This is a genomic window from Leptolyngbya sp. CCNP1308 (assembly GCF_034932455.1).
In the GTDB taxonomy this organism is placed as follows: Bacteria; Cyanobacteriota; Cyanobacteriia; order Phormidesmidales; family Phormidesmidaceae; genus Nodosilinea.
This window is the reverse complement of the sequence record NZ_JAYGIH010000038.1, coordinates 63,309-87,094: the sequence shown is the minus strand read 5'-3', so window position 1 is coordinate 87,094 and position 23,786 is coordinate 63,309. Positions and strand designations below refer to the sequence as shown.

General features: G+C 48.4%; 20 protein-coding genes and 1 pseudogene. All 21 read right to left on the bottom strand.

What is annotated here, in order from left to right; genetic code table 11:
* Positions 1 to 149 (bottom strand): transposase (locus tag VB780_RS11910; RefSeq protein ID WP_323351373.1); only part of this gene is annotated, 149 nt, incomplete at its 3' end.
* A 556-nt stretch (positions 150 to 705) separates the two neighbouring features.
* Positions 706 to 1,374 carry an antibiotic biosynthesis monooxygenase gene (locus VB780_RS11905; protein ID WP_323351371.1) on the bottom strand — a complete coding sequence of 223 codons (669 nt, stop codon included), beginning with the start codon at positions 1,372 to 1,374 and terminating at the stop codon, positions 706 to 708.
* A gap of 213 nt (positions 1,375 to 1,587) precedes the next feature.
* The gene (locus VB780_RS11900) at positions 1,588 to 1,890 is read right to left on the bottom strand and encodes an isochorismatase family protein (RefSeq protein ID WP_416349226.1); all 303 of its coding nucleotides are present in this window, start codon (positions 1,888 to 1,890) and stop codon (positions 1,588 to 1,590) included.
* 364 nt (positions 1,891 to 2,254) lie between these two features.
* The gene (locus tag VB780_RS11895) at positions 2,255 to 3,076 is read right to left on the bottom strand and encodes an alpha/beta hydrolase (RefSeq protein WP_323351370.1); all 822 of its coding nucleotides are present in this window, start codon (positions 3,074 to 3,076) and stop codon (positions 2,255 to 2,257) included.
* Positions 3,077 to 3,234: 158 nt separating this feature from the next.
* Positions 3,235 to 3,930 (bottom strand): dienelactone hydrolase family protein, encoded by a 696-nt coding sequence (locus VB780_RS11890; protein WP_323351369.1) that lies wholly within the window; start codon positions 3,928 to 3,930, stop codon positions 3,235 to 3,237.
* A gap of 94 nt (positions 3,931 to 4,024) precedes the next feature.
* On the bottom strand, positions 4,025 to 4,672 hold the full coding sequence (locus tag VB780_RS11885; RefSeq protein WP_323351368.1) for a cysteine hydrolase: 648 nt from the start codon (positions 4,670 to 4,672) through the stop codon (positions 4,025 to 4,027).
* 32 nt (positions 4,673 to 4,704) lie between these two features.
* Positions 4,705 to 4,806, bottom strand: coding sequence for an SDR family oxidoreductase (locus VB780_RS31410; protein ID WP_416349227.1), 102 nt, complete (start codon positions 4,804 to 4,806; stop codon positions 4,705 to 4,707).
* Positions 4,807 to 4,916: 110 nt separating this feature from the next.
* Positions 4,917 to 5,741 carry an alpha/beta hydrolase gene (locus VB780_RS11880; RefSeq protein ID WP_323351367.1) on the bottom strand — a complete coding sequence of 275 codons (825 nt, stop codon included), beginning with the start codon at positions 5,739 to 5,741 and terminating at the stop codon, positions 4,917 to 4,919.
* 119 nt (positions 5,742 to 5,860) lie between these two features.
* Entirely contained in the window at positions 5,861 to 6,610 is a 750-nt protein-coding gene (locus tag VB780_RS11875) for an SDR family oxidoreductase (protein ID WP_323351366.1), read from the bottom strand.
* Between the two features lie 109 nt (positions 6,611 to 6,719).
* Entirely contained in the window at positions 6,720 to 7,589 is an 870-nt protein-coding gene (locus VB780_RS11870) for an alpha/beta hydrolase (RefSeq protein WP_323351365.1), read from the bottom strand.
* A gap of 58 nt (positions 7,590 to 7,647) precedes the next feature.
* Positions 7,648 to 8,298, bottom strand: a complete 651-nt coding sequence (locus VB780_RS11865; RefSeq protein ID WP_323351364.1) for an MOSC domain-containing protein — start codon at positions 8,296 to 8,298, stop codon at positions 7,648 to 7,650.
* 47 nt (positions 8,299 to 8,345) lie between these two features.
* On the bottom strand, positions 8,346 to 8,861 hold the full coding sequence (locus VB780_RS11860; RefSeq protein WP_323351363.1) for an SgcJ/EcaC family oxidoreductase: 516 nt from the start codon (positions 8,859 to 8,861) through the stop codon (positions 8,346 to 8,348).
* A gap of 14 nt (positions 8,862 to 8,875) precedes the next feature.
* Positions 8,876 to 9,823: an SDR family NAD(P)-dependent oxidoreductase gene (locus VB780_RS11855; RefSeq protein ID WP_323351362.1), complete on the bottom strand. Its 948-nt coding sequence runs from the start codon at positions 9,821 to 9,823 to the stop codon at positions 8,876 to 8,878.
* 102 nt (positions 9,824 to 9,925) lie between these two features.
* A complete protein-coding gene (locus VB780_RS11850; RefSeq protein WP_323351361.1) occupies positions 9,926 to 11,497 on the bottom strand; it encodes a GMC family oxidoreductase in 1,572 nt (523 codons plus the stop codon).
* A 154-nt stretch (positions 11,498 to 11,651) separates the two neighbouring features.
* The gene (locus VB780_RS11845) at positions 11,652 to 12,395 is read right to left on the bottom strand and encodes a response regulator transcription factor (protein WP_323351360.1); all 744 of its coding nucleotides are present in this window, start codon (positions 12,393 to 12,395) and stop codon (positions 11,652 to 11,654) included.
* A gap of 122 nt (positions 12,396 to 12,517) precedes the next feature.
* Entirely contained in the window at positions 12,518 to 13,126 is a 609-nt protein-coding gene (locus VB780_RS11840; protein WP_323351359.1) for a DsbA family protein, read from the bottom strand.
* A gap of 190 nt (positions 13,127 to 13,316) precedes the next feature.
* Positions 13,317 to 13,946, bottom strand: a complete 630-nt coding sequence (locus VB780_RS11835) for a response regulator transcription factor (RefSeq protein ID WP_323351358.1) — start codon at positions 13,944 to 13,946, stop codon at positions 13,317 to 13,319.
* Positions 13,943 to 20,773 carry an AAA family ATPase gene (locus VB780_RS11830; RefSeq protein ID WP_323351357.1) on the bottom strand — a complete coding sequence of 2,277 codons (6,831 nt, stop codon included), beginning with the start codon at positions 20,771 to 20,773 and terminating at the stop codon, positions 13,943 to 13,945. Before VB780_RS11830 ends, VB780_RS11835 begins: the two co-directional genes overlap by 4 nt.
* A gap of 538 nt (positions 20,774 to 21,311) precedes the next feature.
* On the bottom strand, positions 21,312 to 21,446 hold the full coding sequence (locus VB780_RS11825; RefSeq protein WP_323351356.1) for a DUF5996 family protein: 135 nt from the start codon (positions 21,444 to 21,446) through the stop codon (positions 21,312 to 21,314).
* Positions 21,415 to 22,224, bottom strand: a pseudogene (locus VB780_RS11820) (DUF5996 family protein). Before VB780_RS11820 ends, VB780_RS11825 begins: the two are co-directional and overlap by 32 nt.
* A gap of 218 nt (positions 22,225 to 22,442) precedes the next feature.
* Positions 22,443 to 23,786 carry a two-component system sensor histidine kinase RppB gene (rppB, locus tag VB780_RS11815; RefSeq protein ID WP_323351355.1) on the bottom strand — a complete coding sequence of 448 codons (1,344 nt, stop codon included), beginning with the start codon at positions 23,784 to 23,786 and terminating at the stop codon, positions 22,443 to 22,445.

Genomic DNA, 23,786 nt, shown 5'->3' with positions numbered 1-23,786 from the left:
ACGCCCTCGACGAGTAAATACAGGATGGCGTTGAGAATCTCCCATAAATCCACGCTTCGCGGACGGCCACCGGGCTTGGCGGCGGGCAGTAAATCACTCAGAAGTTCGTACTGGGCTCGGGTTAAGTTGCTGGGGTAGTCTTTACTCATAGCCTCACTCCGGCGTTGCTGACATTCATCTGCAACCTACACGGAGTGAGCTTTTTTACTCAAGCCCTAACTTTTCAAACACCCTCTTAGCCGGATTACAGAGGTGGCAAGGGAAGTAGTGAAGGGGAAAGCACTATCTGAGAGTGCAATCACGGCCATGCAGCGGAACCTGGAGTCCGTTGCAAATCCATTGACCTCAAAGAGCAAAATTCTCACTCCACCCCGAACACAACGAGCGTCTACCTTAGACTTAGACAGATAAGGTCTACAAGCTAGCCTTTAAGGTTGACTGCCAAGGCCACTAAATCATTCTGGTTATAGGAGCCTTCACGGAAAACGATATGCCAATTGGCGCTCGCCGAGTCCTTCCGTTGTAACGACTTTTCAACCCTGCTGTATTCAACTTCTCAAGGATGGCTTTGGAAGAGCTAATATAGTGAGTAGCAATGCTCTACTCATTTATCAGGTCAGATACTTCATCCATCGAGAACTACTGTAAAAGACTACAATTCTACACTCCTGATTACATTAATTTGGTGCTGCAACAGACATCAGCTTATAGCACGGGATACAGCCATTTACGAAATAGTTGAGTTAGGTGCGGCATGATGAAGTAAGTGAGCAGGACAACACTGAACCCAGTGCTGACCAGTTGCTTGAGCAATATGGGAAATTCGGACAGCAGTGGTACTAGCAAACGGTTTGGGATAGGAAGCATAAGAAATACGCCTAGCCATGTCACTAACACCATTTTGTAGCGAGGAGGTGGAACCATTAGCTTATTTGAAAGCGTAAACCATGTTTCCAGCCCCGTCAGAGTTTGAACATCTTCAGGTTTTTCAAGTAGTGGCTGCAATCGCCCAATCCATTCTTTCCGGATATCAGATTCCATCCAAATTTTAAGGTTGCTGTACTGATCAAATTTGACAATTGCTACATACTCAGGGTGGGCATGATCCCAAGGGCGAATCACACTGACTCCTAAATGTCCTTGAAATTTATGAGCATCTGTAGCAATACCGTGCAACCACTCTTCATACCCCTGCTCGCGTCCTGAGCGCACTGTATGAGAAATGATGGCAGTTACTTGATGAGTGTCTGCATCTGAACCATTCGCTATGGATTCCAACATAGAACGCAACTTCAGTAAGTGATTTTTGCTCTCAGAGCAGGTTGTACCTAAGCGTATTTTTTTTGAGGGTGCGAGAAATCGATCGCGCATCATACGGACTGTCTCAATGGTTTTTTCGACGCGAGTTCTCAGACTGCAGCAGCGAATGCGGTGGGAGCTTTCTGAGGCAGGTTATGTCCAATGCTTGGAACAACACGATGCTGGCGATCGCCGACGAACTCTGCTGCTACCGATTTCCCATCTGTTGCCGGGACAACACCATTTGCGTTTCCATCCAGGTAGTATGGGAGCGCCTACTTTCATCTCCTATGATGGTGTCATGCCATTGCTTCTACAACTTCGTTCGTAGACAGAACTGCATTGGCGATATACCCAAAAGTTGATCAGTGCTGCCTTGTAGTCGTCCCCTAACTCTGAATGCCGAGGCGCAGCCGTTGCATCTTTGACGACAAGCATCCCAAATCCTTGCTCGATTAAGCCGTGCAGGCGAGCTTCAACACAGATGTTGGCTAGCATTCCAATCAGAAGGACTTTGCTGATATTGCGTTTACGCAGTTGCAAAACGAGGTCGTTGCTTTGTGGCCCATAAGCTTTATAGGGACTGACCACGATCGTTTTGCCATCCTCAATGAAGGGCTTATAGAGATCGATCCAGTCAGCACCAGACCCTAAAATCCATCAAGGTTTAACGCACCGTTGCGCTCGAACTCTCTCGACGAAACACCTGTTTCGCTCAAAACATTATTCTGTGGAGCGATAACGACCACTGCGGTGTCAGCGTTGTTAATGTTCATCGTTTTTTCTTATCCGTTAATGTTTATACTTCGGACTGTTAAAAACCACCATCTGAGCGGCATTTCTCCAGTGATCCAGTTTTAGTTGGAGGACGCAAAGAAGATAGCCGCTCTCTAATGGAGTTCAAAACAGTTGCGAAAAGACGAGTTGCATACATCCGCAATGTGTTTATGCTTCTCTAGCTATCAGCCGCAGCGTGCTCAATAAGCTCGGCAACGGCATCTGGATGGGAAACCATCACCACATGGGACGCACCGCTCACAGCGACTGTCTCCTTTGAGTTAGCACGCTCTGCCATGAAAGCCTGCGCTGCTGCGGGAATATTTAAGTCGCGATCGCCGTAGATAAACCAGGACGGGATAGACTTCCATGCAGGCGCACCCGAGGCTTCGTTCAGTGCAGCTTCTGTGACTGGACGCTGGGTGCTAGCCATCAACTGCGCGTCACTGGCGGGCACATCGGCGGCAAACTGGGCGTGAAACTTGTCCTGCTGAATGTAGAGATCCTTGCCACCATCAGGCAACTCGACGGGAGGCGCGAGGGTTGGTCCGAGTGTGCCTCCGGGATAACGCCCTGAAAGTTCAGCGGCTGTCTCACCTGTATCAGGGGCAAAACCGGCAACGTAAACCAGTGCCTTCACGTTGCTGTTGCCATTGACCGCATTAGTAATCACCGCACCTCCATAGGAGTGCCCGACCAGCACAATGGAACCTTCGATACCCTTGAGGACGCTGGCAACATAATCTGCATCACTTCTGACTCCGCGAAGGGGATTCGCGACGGCAACCGTTGGATACCCTTTCGGAATCAGTTGAGATAATACACCGTTCCAACTGGAAGACTCAGCAAAGGCACCGTGGACGAGGACGATGGTGGGCTTGCTATCTTGTGCGCTTGCAGGATTCATGGTAGCTCCTAAAGAAGTGATAATAGTAGTTCCTAAAAAGAGTGTGACGAGCAGAAGCAGGCGTATCCCGTTTTTGAGGGTAAATTGGTTCATAAAGTACTCTCCTTGGTGTTTGTTGATTTCATTGAATATCGAAGAGATAGTTTTCTCACTGATGCGATCGAATACAATGCCCTTTGCAAAGCAATCCGTTAGTTTGTCAAGGGCTGTATAGCTCTAACTCCCTCGATTAAAAGCGAAAAAAGATCTCCCTACTTGAGGTGTAACTTGAAAAAATCAGCGGTTCTACCGTTAGCTAGGGTGGCTGCATCCTTGTCGTAGTTGATGCCACGGTGTCGAGTAAAAGCGTGCTTACAACCTGGATAGGTAAATACCTGAGCAGACGTATTGTCCTTCAGGGCTTCGATGATGTCTTTTTGAGCCTCTTTGGAGATGTATTCATCTTCTTCTCCTAAATGAACCAGCAGTGGATTTCTGATATTTTTGGCTTCGTCCAGGTGCTTTTCCATGCTGCCACCGTAGTACACAATAGAAGCATCGGCACCCTTGTGTGCTGTTGTGATAAAGGTCATCAAACCGCCAAGGCAGTAGCCCATTAATCCAACTTTTCCGTTGGCACCAGGCAGCGATCGCGCCAGCTCCATTGTTAAAGCAATGTCTGTGACACCAGCGTCATAATCAAAAGCTGTATAGAGAGCAAAGCCCTTTTTCCATTCAGCCTCGGATTGGTCTGTCATATCAACGCCAGGTTCCATTCGCCAGAACAAGTCTGGACTCACGGCGATATATCCTTGCGAAGCAAGTTCGTGACAGGTGTCTCGGATGTCAGCATTGACACCAAAGATCTCCTGAATGACAACAATCGCTGGTGCTGGCAGAACATCTGGGCGAACCATATAGGATTGAAAACTGCCGTCAGGGGTATCCAGGGTGACGTATTGGTTCATGGGTTTCTTCTGGAGAGCGTTATGTGATTAAAGACCATCCTCTACTCAGTTCTCGATTCATTAGCAAGAATTGAATGTGTTGGCTAGGTTTGAGCTACGCCATCGCTTTTACAGCTTCATTCGTAGACAAGACAGCATTGGCAAGATATCCAAAATTGATCAGTGCTGCCTTGTAGCCATCGCCCAGATCTGGATGTTGCGGGGCAGCCGTAGCATCCTTAACGATGAGCACTTCAAATCCCTGTTCGATTAAGTCACGCAGGTGAGCTTCCACACAAATATTGGCTAACATCCCCAGCAGAATAACTTTGCTGATGTTGCGCTTCCGCAGTTGCAAAACGAGGTCATTGCTTTGCGGTCCATACGCTTTATGGGGACTAACCACAATCGTCTTGCCGTCCTCAATGAAAGGCTTGTAGCGATCGAGCCAGTCTGCGCCCGATCCTAAGAAACCATCCAGGCTCAATGCACCCTTGCGATCGAACTCTCTGGACTCCAACATCATTTGCTCTACGGTTCCGGCAAAGTTCCAACCATAGTCGGTGGGGTAGTAATAGTGGGGGGAGATAAAAACCTCAAATCCATGCTGCTTTGCGGCTTTGAAGATATGCTCAATGTTCTCAACGGTTCTATTCTCCTTAACACTGTTACCCACTAAGTGCCACGAAACTCCCTTTTCATTCAGGACATCATTCTGCGGATCGATAATGACAACTGCGGTGTCATTCCTGTTGATATCCATGTCTCTCCTTGTTGATATTGATGTTTGTTTCGTTAAAAACCACCTGAAATGATCAGGGTTTCTCCCGTGATCCAGGCTGAATCTGAAGACGCAAAAAAGACAGCGGCAAGGGCAATATCCTGAGGTTGTCCAATTGCGAATCCTATGGTGGTTGGGTTTAAAGCAGTCAGCCGTAATAGGTGCGATTAGACGAAGATGACAATTTGGATCGCTAACAGCGGTGTTTTACCTCAACGCCTCAGCATCAGGACTTGAGAAATGCCAACAGGTCAGCATTGAGTTCATCCCTACTTGTGTCGCCGAGGCTATGTGAGCCACCGGGATAAATTTTCAAAGTCGAATCTTTGACGAGCTTTGCAGATAGGAGGGCAGAAGCACCGATCGGCACAATCTGATCATCATCGCCATGAAGAATCAGCGTCGGCACGTCAAACTTCATCAAATCCTCAGTGAAATCTGTTTCTGAAAACGCTTTGATGCAGTCATATCCATTCTTATGACCCGACATCATGCCCTGCATCCACCAAGCGTTGATCAGCCCTTGAGAGACTTTAGCACCTGGTCGATTGAAGCCGAAGAACGGACCACTCGCCACATCTAGAAAGAACTGCGATCGATCTGCCAAAAACGCCTCCCGAAAACCGTCAAAGACTTCAATGGATAGTCCACCTGGATTTGCCTCTGTTTTGAGCATAATCGGCGGCACTGCGCCCATCAGCACTGCTTTAGCGACACGCGCTGTCCCGTGCCGTCCAATGAAGCGCGCCACCTCGCCACCTCCCGTAGAGTGACCGATCATCACTGCATTCGTTAAGTCCAGTGCCTCAAAAAGCTCTACCAGATCGTCGGCGTAGGTGTCCATGTCGTTGCCATTCCATGGTTGGCTTGAGCGACCATGACCGCGGCGATCGTGCGCGATACAGCGGTAGCCGTGCGAGGCAAGAAAAAACATCTGTGATTCCCAAGCATCAGCACTGAGAGGCCAACCGTGACTGAAGACAACAGGTTGTCCTGTACCCCAGTCTTTGTAATAAATTTGCGTACCATCTTTGGTCGTTATTGTGCTCATGTGGCTCCTAAGCTAAATGGATTGAACGTTGACTTGATGACTTGCCTTGCTTGGGACGATTGATTCACTTATCGAACAACAGCCCGTTTGGAAAGTTGCCAACCACGTTCGGAACCGCTCTAAATTTGCGCCATACCGCCATCGACAAACAATTCAATGCCGTTCACAAAGCTGCTGTCGTCTGATGCGAGAAAAACAACGGCTTTGGCAATTTCATCCGGTGTGCCGACTCTTCCTAGAGGAATGTTGACAACTTGGCTGTCCACGAATTCCTGCACCTGTTCACCGCTCAACCCCAAGTGATTATAGGCAGGAGTCGGAACTACACCAGGACTAATAGCATTTACCCGAATCTTGCGATCCTTGAGGTCAAGTGTCCAATTGCGGGCAAACGATCGCACAGCGGCTTTAGTGGCACTGTAAACGCTAAAGGCTGAGGTGCCTACGGTAGAAGCCGTCGAGGCATTCAGAATAATAGAAGCACCCTCTGGCAATAGTGGCAGTGCCTTCTGCACGGTGAACAGCAGACCTTTAACATTGGTGTTGAAGGTTGTGTCAAAGTGTTCTTCGGTGATGGCTCCCAGTGGGGAGATTCCGCCACCACCCGCATTGGCGAAGAGCACATCCAGGTGTCCTTGCTCTTGCTCGATCGTGGCAAACAGGCGATCGAGGTCTGCCAGATTGGAGACATCACTCTGAATCCCTGTGACGTTTTTCTCAATCGCATTCACCGCAGCATCCAGTTCAGCCTGACGACGACCAGTGATAAAAACATGGGCACCTTCGGCAACAAAGCGTTTGGCAGTGGCAAGACCGATGCCACTGGTGCCGCCAGTGACAAGAGCGACTTTCCCTTCTAGTTTGTTCATGATGAATCCTGTAATTGTTTGTGATGTTTGCCAATTCACAACACCGTTTAAGCATGGGTATGGTGAGGGCGAGCCTTTGGATGTTGGGAATAGCTCATCCTTCTACTTGTCAGGCAGGAATGGGTTGCAGTCGCGATGTGAGAAATTGACTAATGTGGCTTGCGATCGCCTCTCCCTCTTCCTCTAGCGCGAAATGTCCGGTATCGAGTAAATGGAACTCAACGTCCTTCAGGTCGTGCTGGTAGGGATAAGCGCCCTCAGCAGGAAAGATATAGTCGTTCTTGCCCCACACAATCAGGGTTGGTGGTTGGTATTGGCGGAAATACTCCTGCCATTGGGGATAGAGCGGTGGATTAGTGCCATAGCTATAGAACAGCGCCAGTTGGATCTCTTCGTTGCCGGGGCGATCGAGGAAATGTTGATCGATCGTCCAAGTATCGGGACTGATCGCTTCCAGATTGCGAACGCCGTTGGTATATTGCCACTTCGTTGCTTCCAGGGTGACAAGGTATTTGAGCTTGTCAGCATTTTCAGGCGATTTGTCCTGCCAGTATGCCTTGATCGGCTCCCAGAATTCGCGCAGACCTTCCTCGTAGGCGTTTCCGTTTTGGACGATAAGCGATTGCACTCGCTCTGGATATTTCGCTGCAAGGCGATAGCCAATGGGCGCACCATAGTCCATCACGTAAAGGCTATATTTTTTGAGATCGATCGCGGTAATGAATTTCTCTACAATGTCAGCCAGATGATCAAAGGTATAGTCAAACTCATTCACCGTTGGCGCAGAACTGTTGCCATAGCCTGGGTAATCGGGAGCAACGAGATGGAATTTATCAGCAAGCGCTGGGATTAAATTGCGAAACATGTGGGATGAAGTCGGGAAGCCATGCAGCAGCAGGATTGTTGGATTGTCACGAGAACCTGCTTCACGGTAGAAGATGTCTAAACCATCGATAGAAACGGTGCGATAAGTAGTCATAGTTTTGCTCCTTGCCATTTAATAAAGGTGAAATGGTGACGTTTTTCGGCGGATTAATCTATTTCTTACCCTGATGACGGCTTTGCTCCTGGAAGTAGTCGCGCCAACTTTCGGGCAATGGTTCTAATTGAGCAGCCCGATGAAGTAGCTCTGGATCGGTCTTCTCACGGGTATAGAGTTGCGTAATGTCAGCAACCGTGATGTTGTTAGCATCTCGGCTGACCAACTCTAAAGTGTCTCCAGCTCCCACTTCGCCCTCTTGCAAAACGGAGAAGTAAAGGCCAGTGCGACGGCTGGCAAGAAAGCGTTTCACCATATCCGGTCGCCCAAACCGAATGCCTAGCTTGTAGCAGGGCATACGTGGCTGTGTCACCATCAGTTGAACCGTACCGATTTGGAAGCGATCGCCAATGTTTAAGTCCTCTTCTTTCAGCCCAGTAGTGGTGAAATTTTCACCAAAATTGCCCATTGTTAAGTCTGTGTCGGGTAATTCAGTGCGCCAGTAGTCGTAATGCTCAAACGGATAGACATATACGGCTTTTTCTAAACCACCATGAACGGTGAGATCTGCTTGTCCATCTCCATCCAAGTTGAGCGATCGCACCATGACTCGATCCATGACTGGCTCTTTGAAAATTCCAGTGCTAACGGTTCTCCCTTTCCAGTTCACTTCTCGTGGTAGGCCAACATTGACAGAAATTATTTTCATGTTCAGCTCCAAAGTTTTGGACAGCTTTAAATCTGTGCTAGATCTGCTTACTGCTGCTGCTTGAGACCTGCAACGAGGTCAGTCACTTGACATTGAGCTTCTGCGCTCAGTGAGTCAAAATCGTCTAAGAAGAATTGACGTTCTAGCGTTAACTTCCGGGTATTGAGTAACCCTTCGATCTGCCAGCCTTTGTCACCTTTCGTTAGGACGTAGAGCGGTAGCGAATCTCGTGACGGTGAAGTTTCAGTTTGTCCGGCTAGTATTACCCTGATCACGACGTGCATGAGCGCAAGTTGCGAGTTCACAAAGCGGACAAAATTCACCTCACCCTCCAGACGTGTTCCCTTAACGACCGTGTCGAAGGCCTGCTGATGAAAAGCAGCGATTTCTTTTCGACCTTTAAGGTGCGTACCCTCAAACGTGAGAAAATCGGCAGTTTCGCTGAACGGGGCAGCAAAGCCTTCGCCGCTACCTCGATTCCAAGCATCAATCATCTGGCGAAGGAAATCACGGATTGCCCACTCGTCAGCGGAAGTGATGGTTTGAGCTATTTGTGAGGTCATAATTTTGATTCCTTTTAAGTGATAGCCTCGGTTTCAAGGGGCGTTGTGAAATCTGAAAATATTTTCTGTGAGCCATCCCAGAGGCGATCGGCGTTGTCTGAATTCAAGGCGTAAGGGGCAACGCCACTCATATAGCCGCTCCCGCTGGTAACGATCACAGCTTCGTTGCAATCCTCGAAATAGCGTCCACCAATGCCCTCCAGTAGCGGAGAGGTTGCCAACAAAACAGACGTTGCCGCACCTTGCGCGGGTGTCTTTTGCTGCTCAGGCGGCATTTTAAGACTGCCTGTATGACGTTGGAGGTTCGTGGCGATCGCTCCAGGCATCAGAGCATTAGCCGTAATGCCATCCTGGAACCAACGGGCAGTAGCACCCACGGCAAAGAGAATATTTGCAGTTTTAGATTGTCCATACGCCAACCACGGATCATACGGACGGAACATAAAGTGAATATCATCGAACACAATGGGTGACATCAGATGCGCACTAGAACTCACCGACACGATACGGGCAGCACCATCGGCAGCGAGAGCGTCGTGGAGTCCGAGTGCCAGGGCAAAGTGCCCCAGATAGTTGGTGGCAAACTGCATCTCCCAACCTTCAGGTGTGCGCTGTTCGGGCAGTGCCATGACGCCTGCATTGTTAACGAGAATGTGCAGCGGCTCATTCCACTGGGTGACGAACTTGGCAATTGAGTCGCGATCGCTTAAATCAAGCAGAGCAACATGAATGTTCTGGTTTCCGGTGGTAGCCGTAATGTCAGCCGCGACTTGTGCTCCAGCATCGGTATTACGCACCGCTAGTATGACGATCGCTCCAGTTTGAGCCAGTGCCCGCACCGTTTCTATGCCGATACCTGATGCGGCTCCTGTGACGATCGCCCGCTTGCTGGAAAGATCAATTCCTTTTACTATCTCAGCAGCGGTGGAATGCCGTCCGAATGGTGTTGTAATGAGTGCCATTGTGTATTCCTTACAGAGGACGAGTGTTCTGTTTGGCTGATATCGACCGACACCCCTTCGATGGGCATGATGACCTGCGCTTGGTTAAAGACGATTGCCATTCTAAATAGCTGAATATGCCGGATTTTGGGCATTGCTGAGAACCGTTTGCGCTGTGCGACCTGCTTTAATGAAATCTGCTGCCTTCTCACCGATCATGATGGTCGGTGCGTTCGTATTTCCTGTAGTAATCGTTGGCATGATGGAGGCATCCACAACACGCAACCCCTCAATTCCATGCACCCGTAGTTCGGGGTCTACAACTGCCATTGGGTCAGTGCCCATTTTGCAAGTACCGACCGGATGCCACACGGTACTGCAAGTCTCCCGGACGTAAGCAATGAGTGCTGCATTACTCTGTTTGTCGGCACCCGGAGCGATTTCCTTGCCACGAAACTCATCTAAAGGCCTTGCACTGAACAAAGTACGGAGTAATTTAATCCCGACAACGAGCTTTTGCACATCCGCTTCACTTTGGAGAAAGTTCATTTGAATCATCGGTGTGTCTTTGGGGTCAGAGGAACGCAAACTGACACTGCCAATATTGTGGGGATGAGTCAAACAAACGAAACTTGTGAATCCTAAACCAGAGTGGATATAACCAGGCGGCACCAACACAACAGAGCCGAAGAGAAATTGTAAATCTGGTGCAGCATCCAGATTTCCTTCAGTATGCAAAAACAAGTTGGCTTCACCGATACTACTGGTACTTGCCATGTGTAAATCCTGAGTTGCCTCGTGTGCTACAGACACAACAGGGTGATCTTGGAGGTTTTGACCCACACCCGGCAAATCAGCCACGACCGGAATTCCCATCGCTTTCAGATGTTCTGCACTCCCAATACCAGAAAGCATAAGCAGTTTGGGCGAATCGAACGTGCCCGCACTTAAAATTACTTCCTGATTGACCCTAACCTGATGCAGCGTACCTTCGTGCAAGTATTCCACCCCAACAGTGCGAGTACCTTCAAACAACAAGCGAGTCACCAATGCTCCTGTCGTTACCGTTAAATTGGGGCGATCGAGAATTGGTACGAGAAAAGCGGCCGCAGCACTGTGTCGCTTACCATCCTTGACCGTCAACTGATAAAGTCCTGCCCCTTCCTGCTGCGCGCCATTGACATCAAGATTGTGGTCATATCCGAGTGCGATCGCTGCGTCTACGAAGCGTTGAGATACCATAGTAGGCGAGATTGGATCGGTGACACTTAACTCCCCATCAACTCCATGAAATTCAGATGCGCCGCGCTGCTGGTGTTCCGATTTCTTGAAGTAGGGCAACACATCTTGGTAACTCCAACCGGGATTTCCCAATGACTGCCAGTGGTCATAATCATGAAGATTTCCCCGCATATAAACCATGATATTAATCGAACTGCTGCCCCCCAAGACTTTGCCGCGTGGACAAAAGATTTTGCGGTTGTCCAGGTAGGGTTCTGGTTCAGAGAAATAACCCCAGTCCACCTCAGAGCCTAGTAGACTGAGGCATTCTGCTGGAATGTGAATCTCTGGCTTTGTATCGGGGCTACCGGCTTCGAGGAGTAAAACAGTTGTGTCATTACCTTCTGTCAGACGGTTGGCGACAACGCAGCCTGCCGAACCCGCACCAATCACAATGTAGTCATAGTGAGTCATAAAGTTTTCCTTCGTTATCTGCAATAGGTGAACGTAGCCAGGAGTGAAAGATAAAAGAATAATTCAAAAGCCGGTTTCTAAAATTCTGCTGTGTTATCTCTCTGGTTTAGATGAGAGTAGAGACACTATTTTGAACCCAATAAATGACTGAATGCTAGTAAGCACTAGACCTCAACACGTAGCCAACACTTCGCACTGTATGAATCAATTGTTTTGCATCTTGCATCTCTAACTTGATTCGCAAATACCGAATATAGACCTCGATTACATTTGATTTGCCATAGTTTTTGTAACCCCAGACATCATCTAGAATTTGATCACGGGTCAGCACCTGGTTAGGATGCCGCATTAAATATTCCAACAAATCGAACTCTTTAGCAGTCAGTTCAACTTCCTGATTGCCATAGTGGACCTGTCTCGATTTTCGGTTGAGAACAAGCTGCTCAAACTGTAAAAGATGAGTTTCTTGTGGTTCTTTTCTCAAGTGTGCTCGAACTCTGGCAAGCAATTCTTCTACAGCGAAGGGTTGGCCAAGACAATCACTCGCACCTGCATCCAAACCCATAATGCGTTCAGAAACTTGTCCCTCATGAGTTAAAACAATGATGGGCACATAATTGCAGGTTGAGCGCAGCCGACGACAGAACTCTAGGCAAGAAACGCCAGAAAGAGTCCAGCCTACAATAATCAACTGCGGATTAATTTGGCGAGCTGCTATTAATCCACTGACACCATTCTCCGCTAAGCTGACCTGATACCCTTCGCTACCCAGTTCCTGCGCGATTAGCTGGGTAAGTTGGTTGTCGTTCTCGACCAATAGAACGTGTGATGTGACTGCTTGCGCTACAGTTCTGTTAGCACTACCTTGAAGACCGAATTGAGGAATAGTTTGCAGCATCTTAAAGTCCTGCCTAAATTGCAGTGTGGCAATGGAGGTATTTGTGTGTGTACCTAAAAAATGAGATGAGGCAACGTTAAGTGCTTCTGTCGCAAACAGCGTTTTGACTATATAATTGAAAGTCAAGGCGCTGAGTTAGCAGCGGCAATAATAACTGCCATCAAATCTTCAAAATTCCACCGATCCTGATACCGAATCCCATTGACAAATAAAGCTGGGGCTGTCGTCACTCCACTTTCTAATCCACCTTCAATATCTTGATTAATGCGATCGACATGTACTTGTTGAGATAGATCTTGTAAAAACTGGCAAATGTCAAGTTCTAGGCGATTGGCATATTCAACAAGATAGCCATTGCCCAAGGCTTCCTGATGAGTGAACAACATATTGTGCATCTGCCAAAATTGGCCCTGTGCTGCTGCTGCTTCTACTGTCTCCGCTGCTTTTTGAGCTTGAGGATAGACTGAGTGCTCATCAATAAAGTGACGAAACACGAAACTGATCCAGTTCTCATCAGGAAACCTAGCACTAAAATTCTGATGAACTTCCTGAATTAGCTGATGGACTTCCTTACATTGAGGGCATTGGTAGTGTCCATACTCTACAAGGACAACTGATGCATTGAGAAATCCCTGGTAGTGGTCACGTTGTGAAGGTAAAATTAAGAGTCGATTAAAATGACTATTTTCATTCGTTAGATCATCGGACATACTGGCAAAAGGGGTTTTCACGCCATCGAAGGATTGCCATGATTTATATCTTTGGCTCTCGCCGCCTCCGCTATTGGTATGTCTTTAGCCTATGAGACTAATGCAGATTTGTCGCCAACTCAAAGTTGAGTGAACGAAGGCATAAAACAACAGTTGCTTACTATCTCTGCAACGAGCCCTCAACCGAACTTAAGTTCAGTGCTTATCCCTATCACAACTTAGCGAGTCCCCGTTTCAGTGCAGTAATCACCGCTTGTGTGCGATCGCCCACGCCCAACTTGCTCAGAATTCGGTTGATGTGGAACTTGACCGTGCTTTCGGTAATATTCAAAGCCGCACCGATATCATGGTTACTCAAGCCAAGCGCCATCTGACGAATAACCTGCTGCTCGCGATCGCTCAATTCTGGAACGTTCATCCGTTCCACTAACTTGGCAGCAACTTCAGAAGGGATATATTGTTGCCCGCTGTGAACAATTTGAATAGCGCTAAGCAGGGCATCTGGTTCGGCATCCTTGAGCAAATAGCCTTTAGCTCCGGCACGTAATGCTCGATAAATATCCTCGTCGCCATCATAGGTGGTCAGTATGATGATGTGAGCATGGGCAAATTCAGTGCAGAGTGCTAAAGTCGCATCAGCACCACTCATTTGCGGCATTTGCAAGTCCATTAAGGTGACGTCAGGGCTTAGTTGTTGATATAGGGCGATCGCTTCTATCCCATTGCCGGCCTGTCCCACTACGGTCATATCCGGCTCGTTTTCAATCATCGCGGCTAGCCCTTGCCGGACAATGGTGTGATCATCAACAATCAAAACGCGGATCGCCGTAGGCTGACTCATGCTGATACTTCCCGATGTACGGATATAATTACTTCGGTTCCCTGCCCTAGTCGGCTCTCGATCGAGAGTTGTGCCCCAATGCGCTCTGCTCGTTCGGTCATCCCCAGCAAACCAAACCCCCGATTTAGGATTGTAGAATTAAGCTCAAATCCTTGCCCGTTGTCCTTAATTTGCAGAAAGCATTGCGTCAACTCATAAACTAACTCAATCCGAATTTCGGTTGCGTTTGCGTACCTAACAGCATTTGTAAAAGCTTCCTGGGCAATTCTTAAAAGATTGTTTTCAGTTTCAGCAGATAGTTCATAGGGCGTGCCGACAGTCTCACAAATCAAGTCGGTTTCGGTTGAAGGCTGAAAAACAGCCACAAATCGTTCTAATGCTGTCCAGAGATTGCTATCTTCTAGTAATTGGGGACGTAGTGCCGCAACCGATCGGCGAGCTTCTGTCAGTCCACTACGAGCCAAATCTCGCACCGTATTGATATGAGTTTGAATTGCATCGGGGTTAGTGATCACCAATCTAGAAACGGTTCCCATATGAACCAAAATCCCCGTAAAGGCTTGCGCCAGAGTATCATGAATTTCTCGCGCCATACGGTTACGTTCCTCTAAAATTGAGGTTACTTCTGCACGTTTGCGATCAGTAATATCTCTTGCCAGCCAAATGACAGAATGTTCTGAGATGGGTGAAATGCGAGTTGCAAACCAGGTTTTCCGCTCTGCCATCATCAAACTATACTCAACTGTTAAAGGTTGTTGAGTACTCAATGCTTGCCGAATATAGCCAAGAAACGTATCGGCTTGCGATCGCTCAAAAATTTCGTGTAATGTTCGTCCCACCTGCTCATCAACCGGTTTATATAATTTCTCTGACTCGATCAGGTTTGCTCTCAAAACACGCCCTTCTGCATCTACCTCAAAGAGAGGATCGGGCATGGCTGAAAAGAGTGCACGAAGTTCTGCTTCAGAGGCTTGCAACGCTGCTTCTGCCTGTTTTCGTCTAATTCCCAACGCAATCTCGCGAGCCGCAAACTCCAAGGCCTCAAAGTTCGACAACGGGATAGGGTTTCGACTAAACATCGCTATCACTCCAACAAGCTGATCATCCAGGAGGATGGGATAGCCCGCAAAAGCTACCATACCTTCTCGTTCTGCCCATTCTTGATCAATGGATGACTCATCAAACACATTGTTGGTCAACAGAGGTCGGCGATCCTGAGCAATTCGTCCAACTTTGAAGCTACCGATGAGAACTCGACTGTAGGTACCGTCAAGACGGGTGTACATCCCCGCACTGGCTTGTAACTCCAAAACATTCTCGTCTTTATTTAGCGTCCAAATGCGAGTGAATGCAGCATTAAAGTGCTTAACAACGGCTTCCGCACAGCGATGCAGCATTAAGGACAAACTATCGCTTTGAGCAAGGGCGCTATCCACATCGGCGCGAAAAGCGGAGAGAATTGCCTGTTCCCGAAACTGAGCCTCGGACTGGCGCAACACTTCTTCTGCTTTTTTGTGATGGCTAATGTCCATATTTAGAGCATAGAATCCTCTGACTTGAGCGTTGCCATCTAAATCGGGGATCAAGGTAGCACTAATATATCTTTTGCCAGATTTCAAAGGCATTTCTATTTCCAAGGTTGCAGTTTTTCCTTCAAACACCTGATTGATATACGGTTCAACTACTTGATAAGCCCTTTCACCTAAGATCTCACGTACATGCCTACCTAGAATCTGATCTCGATTACGGCTAAACCAGTCCTCATAGGTGCGGTTAACAAAGCAATAGAGTTGATTAGCATCCACATGACTGATGCAAACGGGGAGAGCATCAGTGATCAAGCGTAACTCCTGCTCTCGGTGACGCAGTGCAGCTTCACTTTCCTGTAACGCTGCTGTTCGTTCTGCAACCTGTTGCTCTAGGGTGCGGTTGTAGTCAGCTAGTAGGTGCTCTGCTTGTCTACGCTCGGTGATGTCTTGAAAGGCTGCGATCGCATATATTACCTTACCCTGTTCGTCAAAGATAGGAGTTCCCCATACCTCAACTGGGATGGTTATGTTGTTTTGGCGGATGTCTATATCGTTAACCGAGGTGTGCTCGCCGCTCAATGCCCGCATAATCGGCATTTTCTCAGTTGGATATTTTTGATCCGATCCCGCCAGATAAGTTTGGTAAACTTCTGAAAGTTGATTGGGTGTCAGAGAAGGATCAATTCCTTTACCCAATAGCTGAGTTGCTCGCTGGTTGAAGTAGTAAGGGCAACCCGCCGCATCCACTATGCTAATCCCCACCGGAATTGCTTCGAGGAATTGAGCCATCCGACTTTCGCTAGCGCGGAGCTTTGAGTAGAGTTTGGCATTTTCGATCGCGATCGCTGCTTGAGTTGATAGCAGATGTAGAACATGCGATCTCTCTGGTGTAAATGCTCCAGTGGCTAATTGATTTTCTAGATATAACACACCAACGAGCTTACTCTGATTCAATAATGGCAAGCATAGGATAGATTGAGTTTGGTTGTGCTGAATATATGACTCATGGATGAAATTACCTTCACGAGTTGCATCATTGAGGATGACCGATTCATGAGATCGAATCACATACTGAATAATTGATTCGGGTAAGCGATTTGCCATTGGGAACGATCGCAGCACTCGTGTAGCACAAGAACTTTTACTATCATTGAGTCCACAAGCCGCTTCGATTGCCCATTCTCCTGAGCTTTCCAAAATCAAATATCCAGTTTGTGCGCCAGCATTCTCGATTAATATCTGCATCAAGGAATGGAGCAACCGATCCAGTTCAATTTCACTTGATATTGCTTGCGATGCCTTCATAACTGCCGTTAAATCGAAAGCAATAGGTGAGGGGCTAGAAGTAGGAGAAATTGACGTATAGGTTACATCTAATGATTGAGGAAAGAACTTTGGATAGCGAGTCTCCAAATCGTTGACCTTTGCTATTGCTCCCCATCGTTCATAACAATAGCGAGCTTCTTTCATGTAAACCTGAGCAAATTTTTCTCTGCCACGAGCTAAGTAATGTTTAGCAGCTAATTCATAGGCTAGAGCTTCCTCTTGAAGATATTCGTTATCTCTCGCTCCCCAGATTGCTTGTTCATACAATTCTTCTGCTTCAAACAACTGCCCCAAAACTCGTGCTTTTTCTGCCTCAACTAGATGATATTTATGCAAATAATTCATTGGCGCATAATACGCCCAGCGTTTCATTTCCTCTTGTTTAACTGTAACTGTTTTTAGGATTTCTGATTGTACTTTAGTGTTGCTTTCGGAGTATATTGCGAGTCTCGCTAGAGAGTCATAGAAATAGTACACAGCTTTAGCAAACGTGGCTGACATCTGAATCAAATAGTTTTCTGCCATGTTTGAGTTTTCAACCGCCTGATCATATTCACAAAATAAATAGCATAGGAAAAGCTTGTTAAAATAGGTGTTAAAGATTGCGAATCCATTATTTACTATTTTATGTTGCGGCAGCTCAATCTCCTCATCGTAGATCTCTCCAATTAAGCGAGATCTATTAGCTGAGCGTCCAATCAAATTCAAGACAGACTGCTGATATAACTGATTCCAGGTAAGTGGCAGTTCTTGTTTAATTTGACGAATTGCTTCACCATAGGTTGTCATCTGACGTTCAAGTTCTACGAGCTCTTTCCCGACAACATAGGAGTGATAGCAGTAACAATGAGCACAATAGCCAGCAAACTCTAAATCCCCAGTCTCAAGTCCACTTTGATATCCTTCCAAGAATTGCTGCAATGTTTCCTTTACATGTTCCTTCCAGGGGGTAATAAAGTTACTTATGATTGTTATAGTCCGAGCTTTAGTTGCATAGGTATGTGGATGTGACAAAAGTCTTAGAGCAAGCTGCCCATACTCGTAGCCAGACTCAATATCTCCAATCATCCCACACAGAATTAACCCAAAGTTGGCATAGACAACTGGAGACGTAGACGCATTTCCATGCTGAATTGACAAGCTGACTTGCTTGGATGCAAGTAGAGGCATCAAACTAGGATCCGCAATTTGAGCAACAGTCGTTATCCTTGATAAGATTCTCATCGCCTCCAGCTTGTCTGGTTCAACCATTTCCGGTAAATGACTTAAGCTCTCAATTGATCGCTCACCCAGAAGTGATGCGATCGCGTCTAGTTCAAGCTGAATGTCGGACTGGCTTGGCTGTTCGGGAAAAACGATTCCCAATTGCTGCAAAACTTGCAATGCTGTATTGATCGCTTCTAATAGCTGGTTCTGCGCGATGTCGGTTTGAATTTTGATATCATAAATTTTGACGCTATCGAGAACTGCTTTAACTTCTTGTAGAACGATCGCTGCCCATCTTTCTACATCTTCAAAATCACCACATAGATACGCGACTTCTGTCGTATGCACATACAACTCTAATGTCAAGTCGTAATCTATTTGCCAGCTAAACCTTTCCAACCATTTTCTGCCTGTCGCTAAATAGTTTTTTGCTGTACTGTAGGCGATCGCCCCTTTTGCTTTCTGACCTGCCAGCAAATTCAATCTGGCAATTTCATTTCGCTCAGATTGTTCAGGGACAAACTCAATTCCATGGTTGAGATGATCGACAATTTCAAATAATCGCTCTGATGCCCGCTTTGGCGAAGTGTTTTCAAGTAGATTTCGCCCAATTTGTAAGTGAACCATTTGTTTTTGAGACTCATCAATCAAGGCGTAGGCGGCTTGCTGTACGCGATCGTGCAAAAACTTATACTCTTGAACTAACAAGTTCTCATTTAATTCAGAGAGAGGCTGAATCAATTCAGCTTGAATCGCTGCCAGCAAATCCAAAGAAATTGCTTGAGGAGACTTCTCACAAGCGATCGCCAATGTCTCTAAATCAAATTCAGCCCCAACACAAGCGGCTAAGCGGAGCATTTGCTGAGTACCCTCTGGTAGTTTCTGCAACTTCAGCAGTAGCAACTCCACCACATTATCAGTCATATTCTGGGCCTGAATCTGCGTCATGCTCCACTGCCAGCTTGAGAGTGCCACATCAAAACTCAACAGATTTTCGCTATGCAGCATTCTCAAAAATTCGCCAACGAAGAAAGGATTCCCCTCCGTTTTACGCAACACTAACTCAGCTAAGGAACGCACAGTGTCAGTATTTTGATGCAACGTCTCGGCAATCAGCTGATTCAACGGCTCTAGCTTTAAGGGTGCCAGAGTGATCTCTTGCAGCACTGCTCCCTGTTTCCTCAATTGCTCCAGCGTGAATACCAGCGAATGCGTTGGATTCACTTCATTATCTCGATAAGCTCCAATCAGAAACAGGGATTGGGTTTGCTCGTCAAGCATCATCAGCTCAATTAACTTTAGCGTGGCTGAATCCGCCCACTGTAAGTCATCTAGAAAGATCACCAGCGGATGTTTTTCTGAGCAAAATACCCGAATGAATTGTCGAAAAACTCGATTAAAGCGGTTTTGCGCCTCCGTTGCTCCAACCTCTGCTACAGGCGACTGCTTGCCGATAATCAATTCTACTTCGGGAATCACATCAATGATGAGTTGTCCATTGCTTCCTAAAGTCTTGAGAAGATGCGATCGCCACTGTTGCAATTGCTCATCAGGTTCACCTAGCAATTGTTGTACTAATTGTTGCAGGGCGTAAGCGATTGCGCTGTAGGGAATATCGCGCTGAAACTGATCAAACTTGCCAGAAATAAAATAGCCACGTTTTGCTGTGATTGGTTTGTAGAGTTCCTGCACTAATGCTGACTTCCCAATTCCAGCGTAGCCAGACACCAACACCATTGCGGAAGACCTGGAGACAAGAGGACGTGGAGACGTGGAAATACTACTTCTCTCCGTGCCTCCCCTCGCTACTCTATCAAACGCTATCAATAAGGCTGCAATTTCTGCTTCTCGACCATACAGCTTTTGGGGAATTTGAAACTGAGCAGAAACGTCCTGAAGACCCAGTTGAATTCTATCAATCTGGCTACTTCGTTTTAATTGGTGAACACAGATTTCTAAATCTGCTTTGATTCCCCAAGCACTCTGATAGCGATCTTCCGCATTCTTGGCCATTAATTTCAGAATAATATCTGAGATTGGTTTGGGAATAGTTGCGCTTATCTCGTGAGGTGGAACAGGCTGCTTGGCAATATGACAATGGATTAGCTCCAGCAGATCCGTGGTAGGAAAAGGTAGGTGTCCCGTCAGAAGTTCGTAAAATGTTATGCCAAGTGAGTAAAAGTCGGTGCGGTAATCGAGCGAGCGATTCATCCGTCCGGTCTGTTCTGGAGACAGATAAGCTAATGTGCCTTCTAAAGTATGAGGGTTTTTGAACGTCGGATTCGTGCGATTGAATCGGGTAGCTATTCCAAAGTCAGTAATTTTAACAACGCCAGTACATGGGTTGAAAACGATGTTGCCAGGATTAATATCTTTGTGAATTATATTGTTGGCGTGAATGCTACCCAGAATATCGGCGAGTGCGATCGCCAGTCGCAGGAATGTAGGTAAGGACATTGGGCAGAAACTTGGTTGCTGCTGCATCCATTGCTCTAGAGACTCACCCCCAAAGTCTTCTAGAAGAATGACCAGCGTGCGTTGATAGTCCTGCTGGCTATATGCCTTGACCGCTCCTTCTAGGTTGAGGGAGTGAGTAATTTCATATTCTTGTCGGTAGCGCGTTAATTCTTGAGGAGAGGGATAATCTTGCTTAAGCAGTTTGACGATAATCGCCTGCTCATCTTGCGTTCTGATGCCCCGGTACACCAGAGAATTGGAGCTTTCGTAAATTTTGCTGTGGATGGCAATTCCAGATAAATCAATCATAGAATGCCCTCTCAAAAGATGTTACGTCATAAGCTATGTTGCTAATTATATCGGTTTCAACAATACTTCAATAGATTGAGATAATTCAACCCATTAACAAGGAACAGTTCTGTTAAGGAACTGGAGCGAATGTGTATTCTGGAATACCTTTCCTCTCGCTAAGCTTTTGACATGGGGATTACTAAATGGTGGAAAACCGCTGCAATACTTAACGAGAGAATCAATATTTCAGTTTCAACCTTGGCAAGAGAGGTCTTTCATCCGGTCATGCAAAGGCATGCCCAGGGTTATTCCTAAACTTTATTGTGGGTCAAACCTTACATAGAAGGTATTGTCTGTCAGTAGTGCAGAAAACTTTTTTGAGTCTCATGCTGGATGATCTAGACGGCCAAATTAGCGGCTGAAACCCATTGCCTTCGTTCAATCTCTTGAGAAATCTCAAATCTCCTGTCTCGGTGAGAATCCTCTATCCATAAGGGTTTCAGGAGTTTTCTGCACCACCAAGGCTAACACCATAAGTCGCCACCACAAGCTACCATCACTTAAACCATGTCTGTTTCAGCCCAGCAACATCCCACCGCGCCAGTTCAGCCGCTACCTCGTAGGTGCTGTGCAAAAAAGCAAGCAACGATTGGTCAGGGTCAGCCGCCTCGCGCACCGCTTCGTAGGGCAAGACAAACTCCCCTAAACCCCTCATGGAAAAACGCCGCCTTCGGCTGCACGATCGCATCTTTAAACCCCTTCGGCACCGGATAGGCGTAGGAATAAAACGCCGGGTAGCCCAGGCCAGTACCCGGCCAAAACCCAGCGCTGCTGACCTCCTGGCAGTAGGCCTCCTGAGCTACATCATCCGGTAGGTTGGGCACACCCCCCGGATGGGGCGGCGCAGACCGCCCCGAATACCGCGTCACTGCCAAGTCAAAACTGCCCCAGAAAAAATGCACCGGGCTGACCTTGTCGCAAAAGTGGGAGCGAAACTCGCGAAATACCCGGTCAGATTGCAACAGCACCCGCCAAAACCGCTGGGCGGCCTCGGCATCGTAGGCTCCATGAGTGTCATCCTGCTCGAAAGGTATTGCGTCTGGGATTTCGTTCGGCGTAGTTTGGATGCGCACGGCAATTCCCAACTACGCCAGTGCCGCCATCACCGCTCCGTAAAAGTCCGCCACGGTGCGCAGTCGCAGCGCCACTGTTCGCTCCTGCCCTGCACTGGTGACAATGCGCAGTTGGTGGTCAACAAAGTCGAAGTCTATTTGAAAAATCTGGTCGTCGTGGGGAATGGTGCCCGTCGTCAGCCCTCGCGCCGTCACTTACAGCGGCACATGCCACGAGTGATTGATCCAAGGCGTTTGCACCAGGCGGATCTTACCCACAATCTGCGTCCACAGATGCAACGTGGTGCAGGTTTCTTGCCAATCGTCTAGACTCAGCGGCGGCCAGAGATGCGACATAGCGGTTCCCCAATAGGTCAAGCCAACTCGGCAAAGCTCGCCAGGCAGCTCGATCGCTATGCTACTCCACCTCGGTGGTTCTAGAGGGCGATCGCCCCCTATCCACTCCCCCAGCGGCGAAAACGCCACGATATTTTCAGCCCAGCCATACCCTCGGCAGCTAAATTCGTTGGCTACTGCCTTCGGTGGTGAAAAAGAGAATCCCCTGAGGGATTGGCTTAGGTTGCTCTGGGTAGCTGAATGGTGAAACAGCTGCCTTTGCCGACTACACTTTTGACCTGAATATCGCCGCCGTGGGCCTGGGCAATCGCCCGCGCGATCGCCAGCCCCAGCCCAGAACCGCCCGTATGCCGAGAGCGATCGGGGTTGACGCGGTAGAACCGATCAAAAATCTTGGCTTGTTCTGGGGGGGCGATGCCAATACCGGTATCTTCGACGTTGATCAGGGCGTAGCGATCTCGTGGTGTTAGGCGAATCGTCACGTGGCCGCCTTTTGGGGTGTACTCCAACGCATTGCCGACAATGTTGAGCAACAGCCGATAGAGTTCAGACTCATGGCCGCGCACGGTCAGCGTTTTGGCATCGGGGGCAACCGTGGTCAAGTGAATGCCTTTTGTCAGGGCCAGAGCGGAAAATTCTTCTTCGATGTCTTTGACCAGGTCGGGCATGCAGACCTGGGTGGGGGCCGAGCGATCGTCGGCCTGCTCTAGGCGGGAGAGAATCAGCAGATCGTTGACCAGGGTGGTGAGGCGCTGGGTTTGGCGATTCACCACCTGTAGTACACCCTGGGCCTCGGTGGTCGCCATCGGCTTGTCGCGGCTGGCCGACTCGGTGGACAGGCGAATGGCCGCTAGGGGGGTGCGCAGCTCGTGGGCGGCATCGGCGGTGAACTGCTGGATTTGTCGGTAGGCCCGGTAGGCGGGGCGAATGGCGAGGCCCGCCACCCACCAGCTTACGGCCCACACCAGCCCCAGGGCGAGGGGCAACCCCAACAGCAAAGCCCACCGTACCCAGCTCAGGTGCTGGTCCAACATTTCTAGGGAACTGCCGACCTGAAGGTAACCCCAGGGTATGCCTTCAGCATTTTTCAGCGGCAGCGACATCTGCCGGTAGGTGGCCCCATCGGCCTTGTGCAGCGTGTGGAGGCCCGCACCGGTGGGATGGATGACCTGGTCGGGGGGATCCCCGGCGATCGCTACCCTCTGCCCCGACAAATCTAGCAGCCGCAGGTAGTAGCCCTGCTGGTGCAGCAGGCCCAGCACGTGGCGATCGGGCGGAGCGGAGCAGCCCGCCGAGGTCGTACAGAGGTCAGGCAAAATTTGCAAGACCAGGGGCGTGAGCTGGCCCGGCTGGTTGAGGGAGGGTTCGAGGCTGTCGTGGAGGGTGCTGGCGACGGTCTCTAGGCGGTGGTCGATCTCGCGGCGGTGGTCTTGGGCCATGGCCAGGTAGAAACCGATGGCGGTGGCGGTTAAGATGGCCCCCATGGTGCTGGCGTAGAGGGCGGTGAGCCGCCAGCGGGTGAGCCAGAAGGGGCGGGCGTAGGGGGCAGGTTTGGAGAGCAC

What these genes read in the sequence shown, in the direction of transcription:
- VB780_RS11905 (WP_323351371.1), bottom strand. Translation starts at nt 1,374, where the DNA reads ATGATGCGCGATCGATTTCTCGCACCCTCAAAAAAAATACGCTTAGGT.
- VB780_RS11895 (WP_323351370.1), bottom strand. Translation starts at nt 3,076, where the DNA reads ATGAACCAATTTACCCTCAAAAACGGGATACGCCTGCTTCTGCTCGTC.
- VB780_RS11890 (WP_323351369.1), bottom strand. Translation starts at nt 3,930, where the DNA reads ATGAACCAATACGTCACCCTGGATACCCCTGACGGCAGTTTTCAATCC.
- VB780_RS11885 (WP_323351368.1), bottom strand. Translation starts at nt 4,672, where the DNA reads ATGGATATCAACAGGAATGACACCGCAGTTGTCATTATCGATCCGCAG.
- VB780_RS11880 (WP_323351367.1), bottom strand. Translation starts at nt 5,741, where the DNA reads ATGAGCACAATAACGACCAAAGATGGTACGCAAATTTATTACAAAGAC.
- VB780_RS11875 (WP_323351366.1), bottom strand. Translation starts at nt 6,610, where the DNA reads ATGAACAAACTAGAAGGGAAAGTCGCTCTTGTCACTGGCGGCACCAGT.
- VB780_RS11870 (WP_323351365.1), bottom strand. Translation starts at nt 7,589, where the DNA reads ATGACTACTTATCGCACCGTTTCTATCGATGGTTTAGACATCTTCTAC.
- VB780_RS11865 (WP_323351364.1), bottom strand. Translation starts at nt 8,298, where the DNA reads ATGAAAATAATTTCTGTCAATGTTGGCCTACCACGAGAAGTGAACTGG.
- VB780_RS11860 (WP_323351363.1), bottom strand. Translation starts at nt 8,861, where the DNA reads ATGACCTCACAAATAGCTCAAACCATCACTTCCGCTGACGAGTGGGCA.
- VB780_RS11855 (WP_323351362.1), bottom strand. Translation starts at nt 9,823, where the DNA reads ATGGCACTCATTACAACACCATTCGGACGGCATTCCACCGCTGCTGAG.
- VB780_RS11850 (WP_323351361.1), bottom strand. Translation starts at nt 11,497, where the DNA reads ATGACTCACTATGACTACATTGTGATTGGTGCGGGTTCGGCAGGCTGC.
- VB780_RS11845 (WP_323351360.1), bottom strand. Translation starts at nt 12,395, where the DNA reads ATGCTGCAAACTATTCCTCAATTCGGTCTTCAAGGTAGTGCTAACAGA.
- VB780_RS11835 (WP_323351358.1), bottom strand. Translation starts at nt 13,946, where the DNA reads ATGAGTCAGCCTACGGCGATCCGCGTTTTGATTGTTGATGATCACACC.
- VB780_RS11830 (WP_323351357.1), bottom strand. Translation starts at nt 20,773, where the DNA reads ATGATTGATTTATCTGGAATTGCCATCCACAGCAAAATTTACGAAAGC.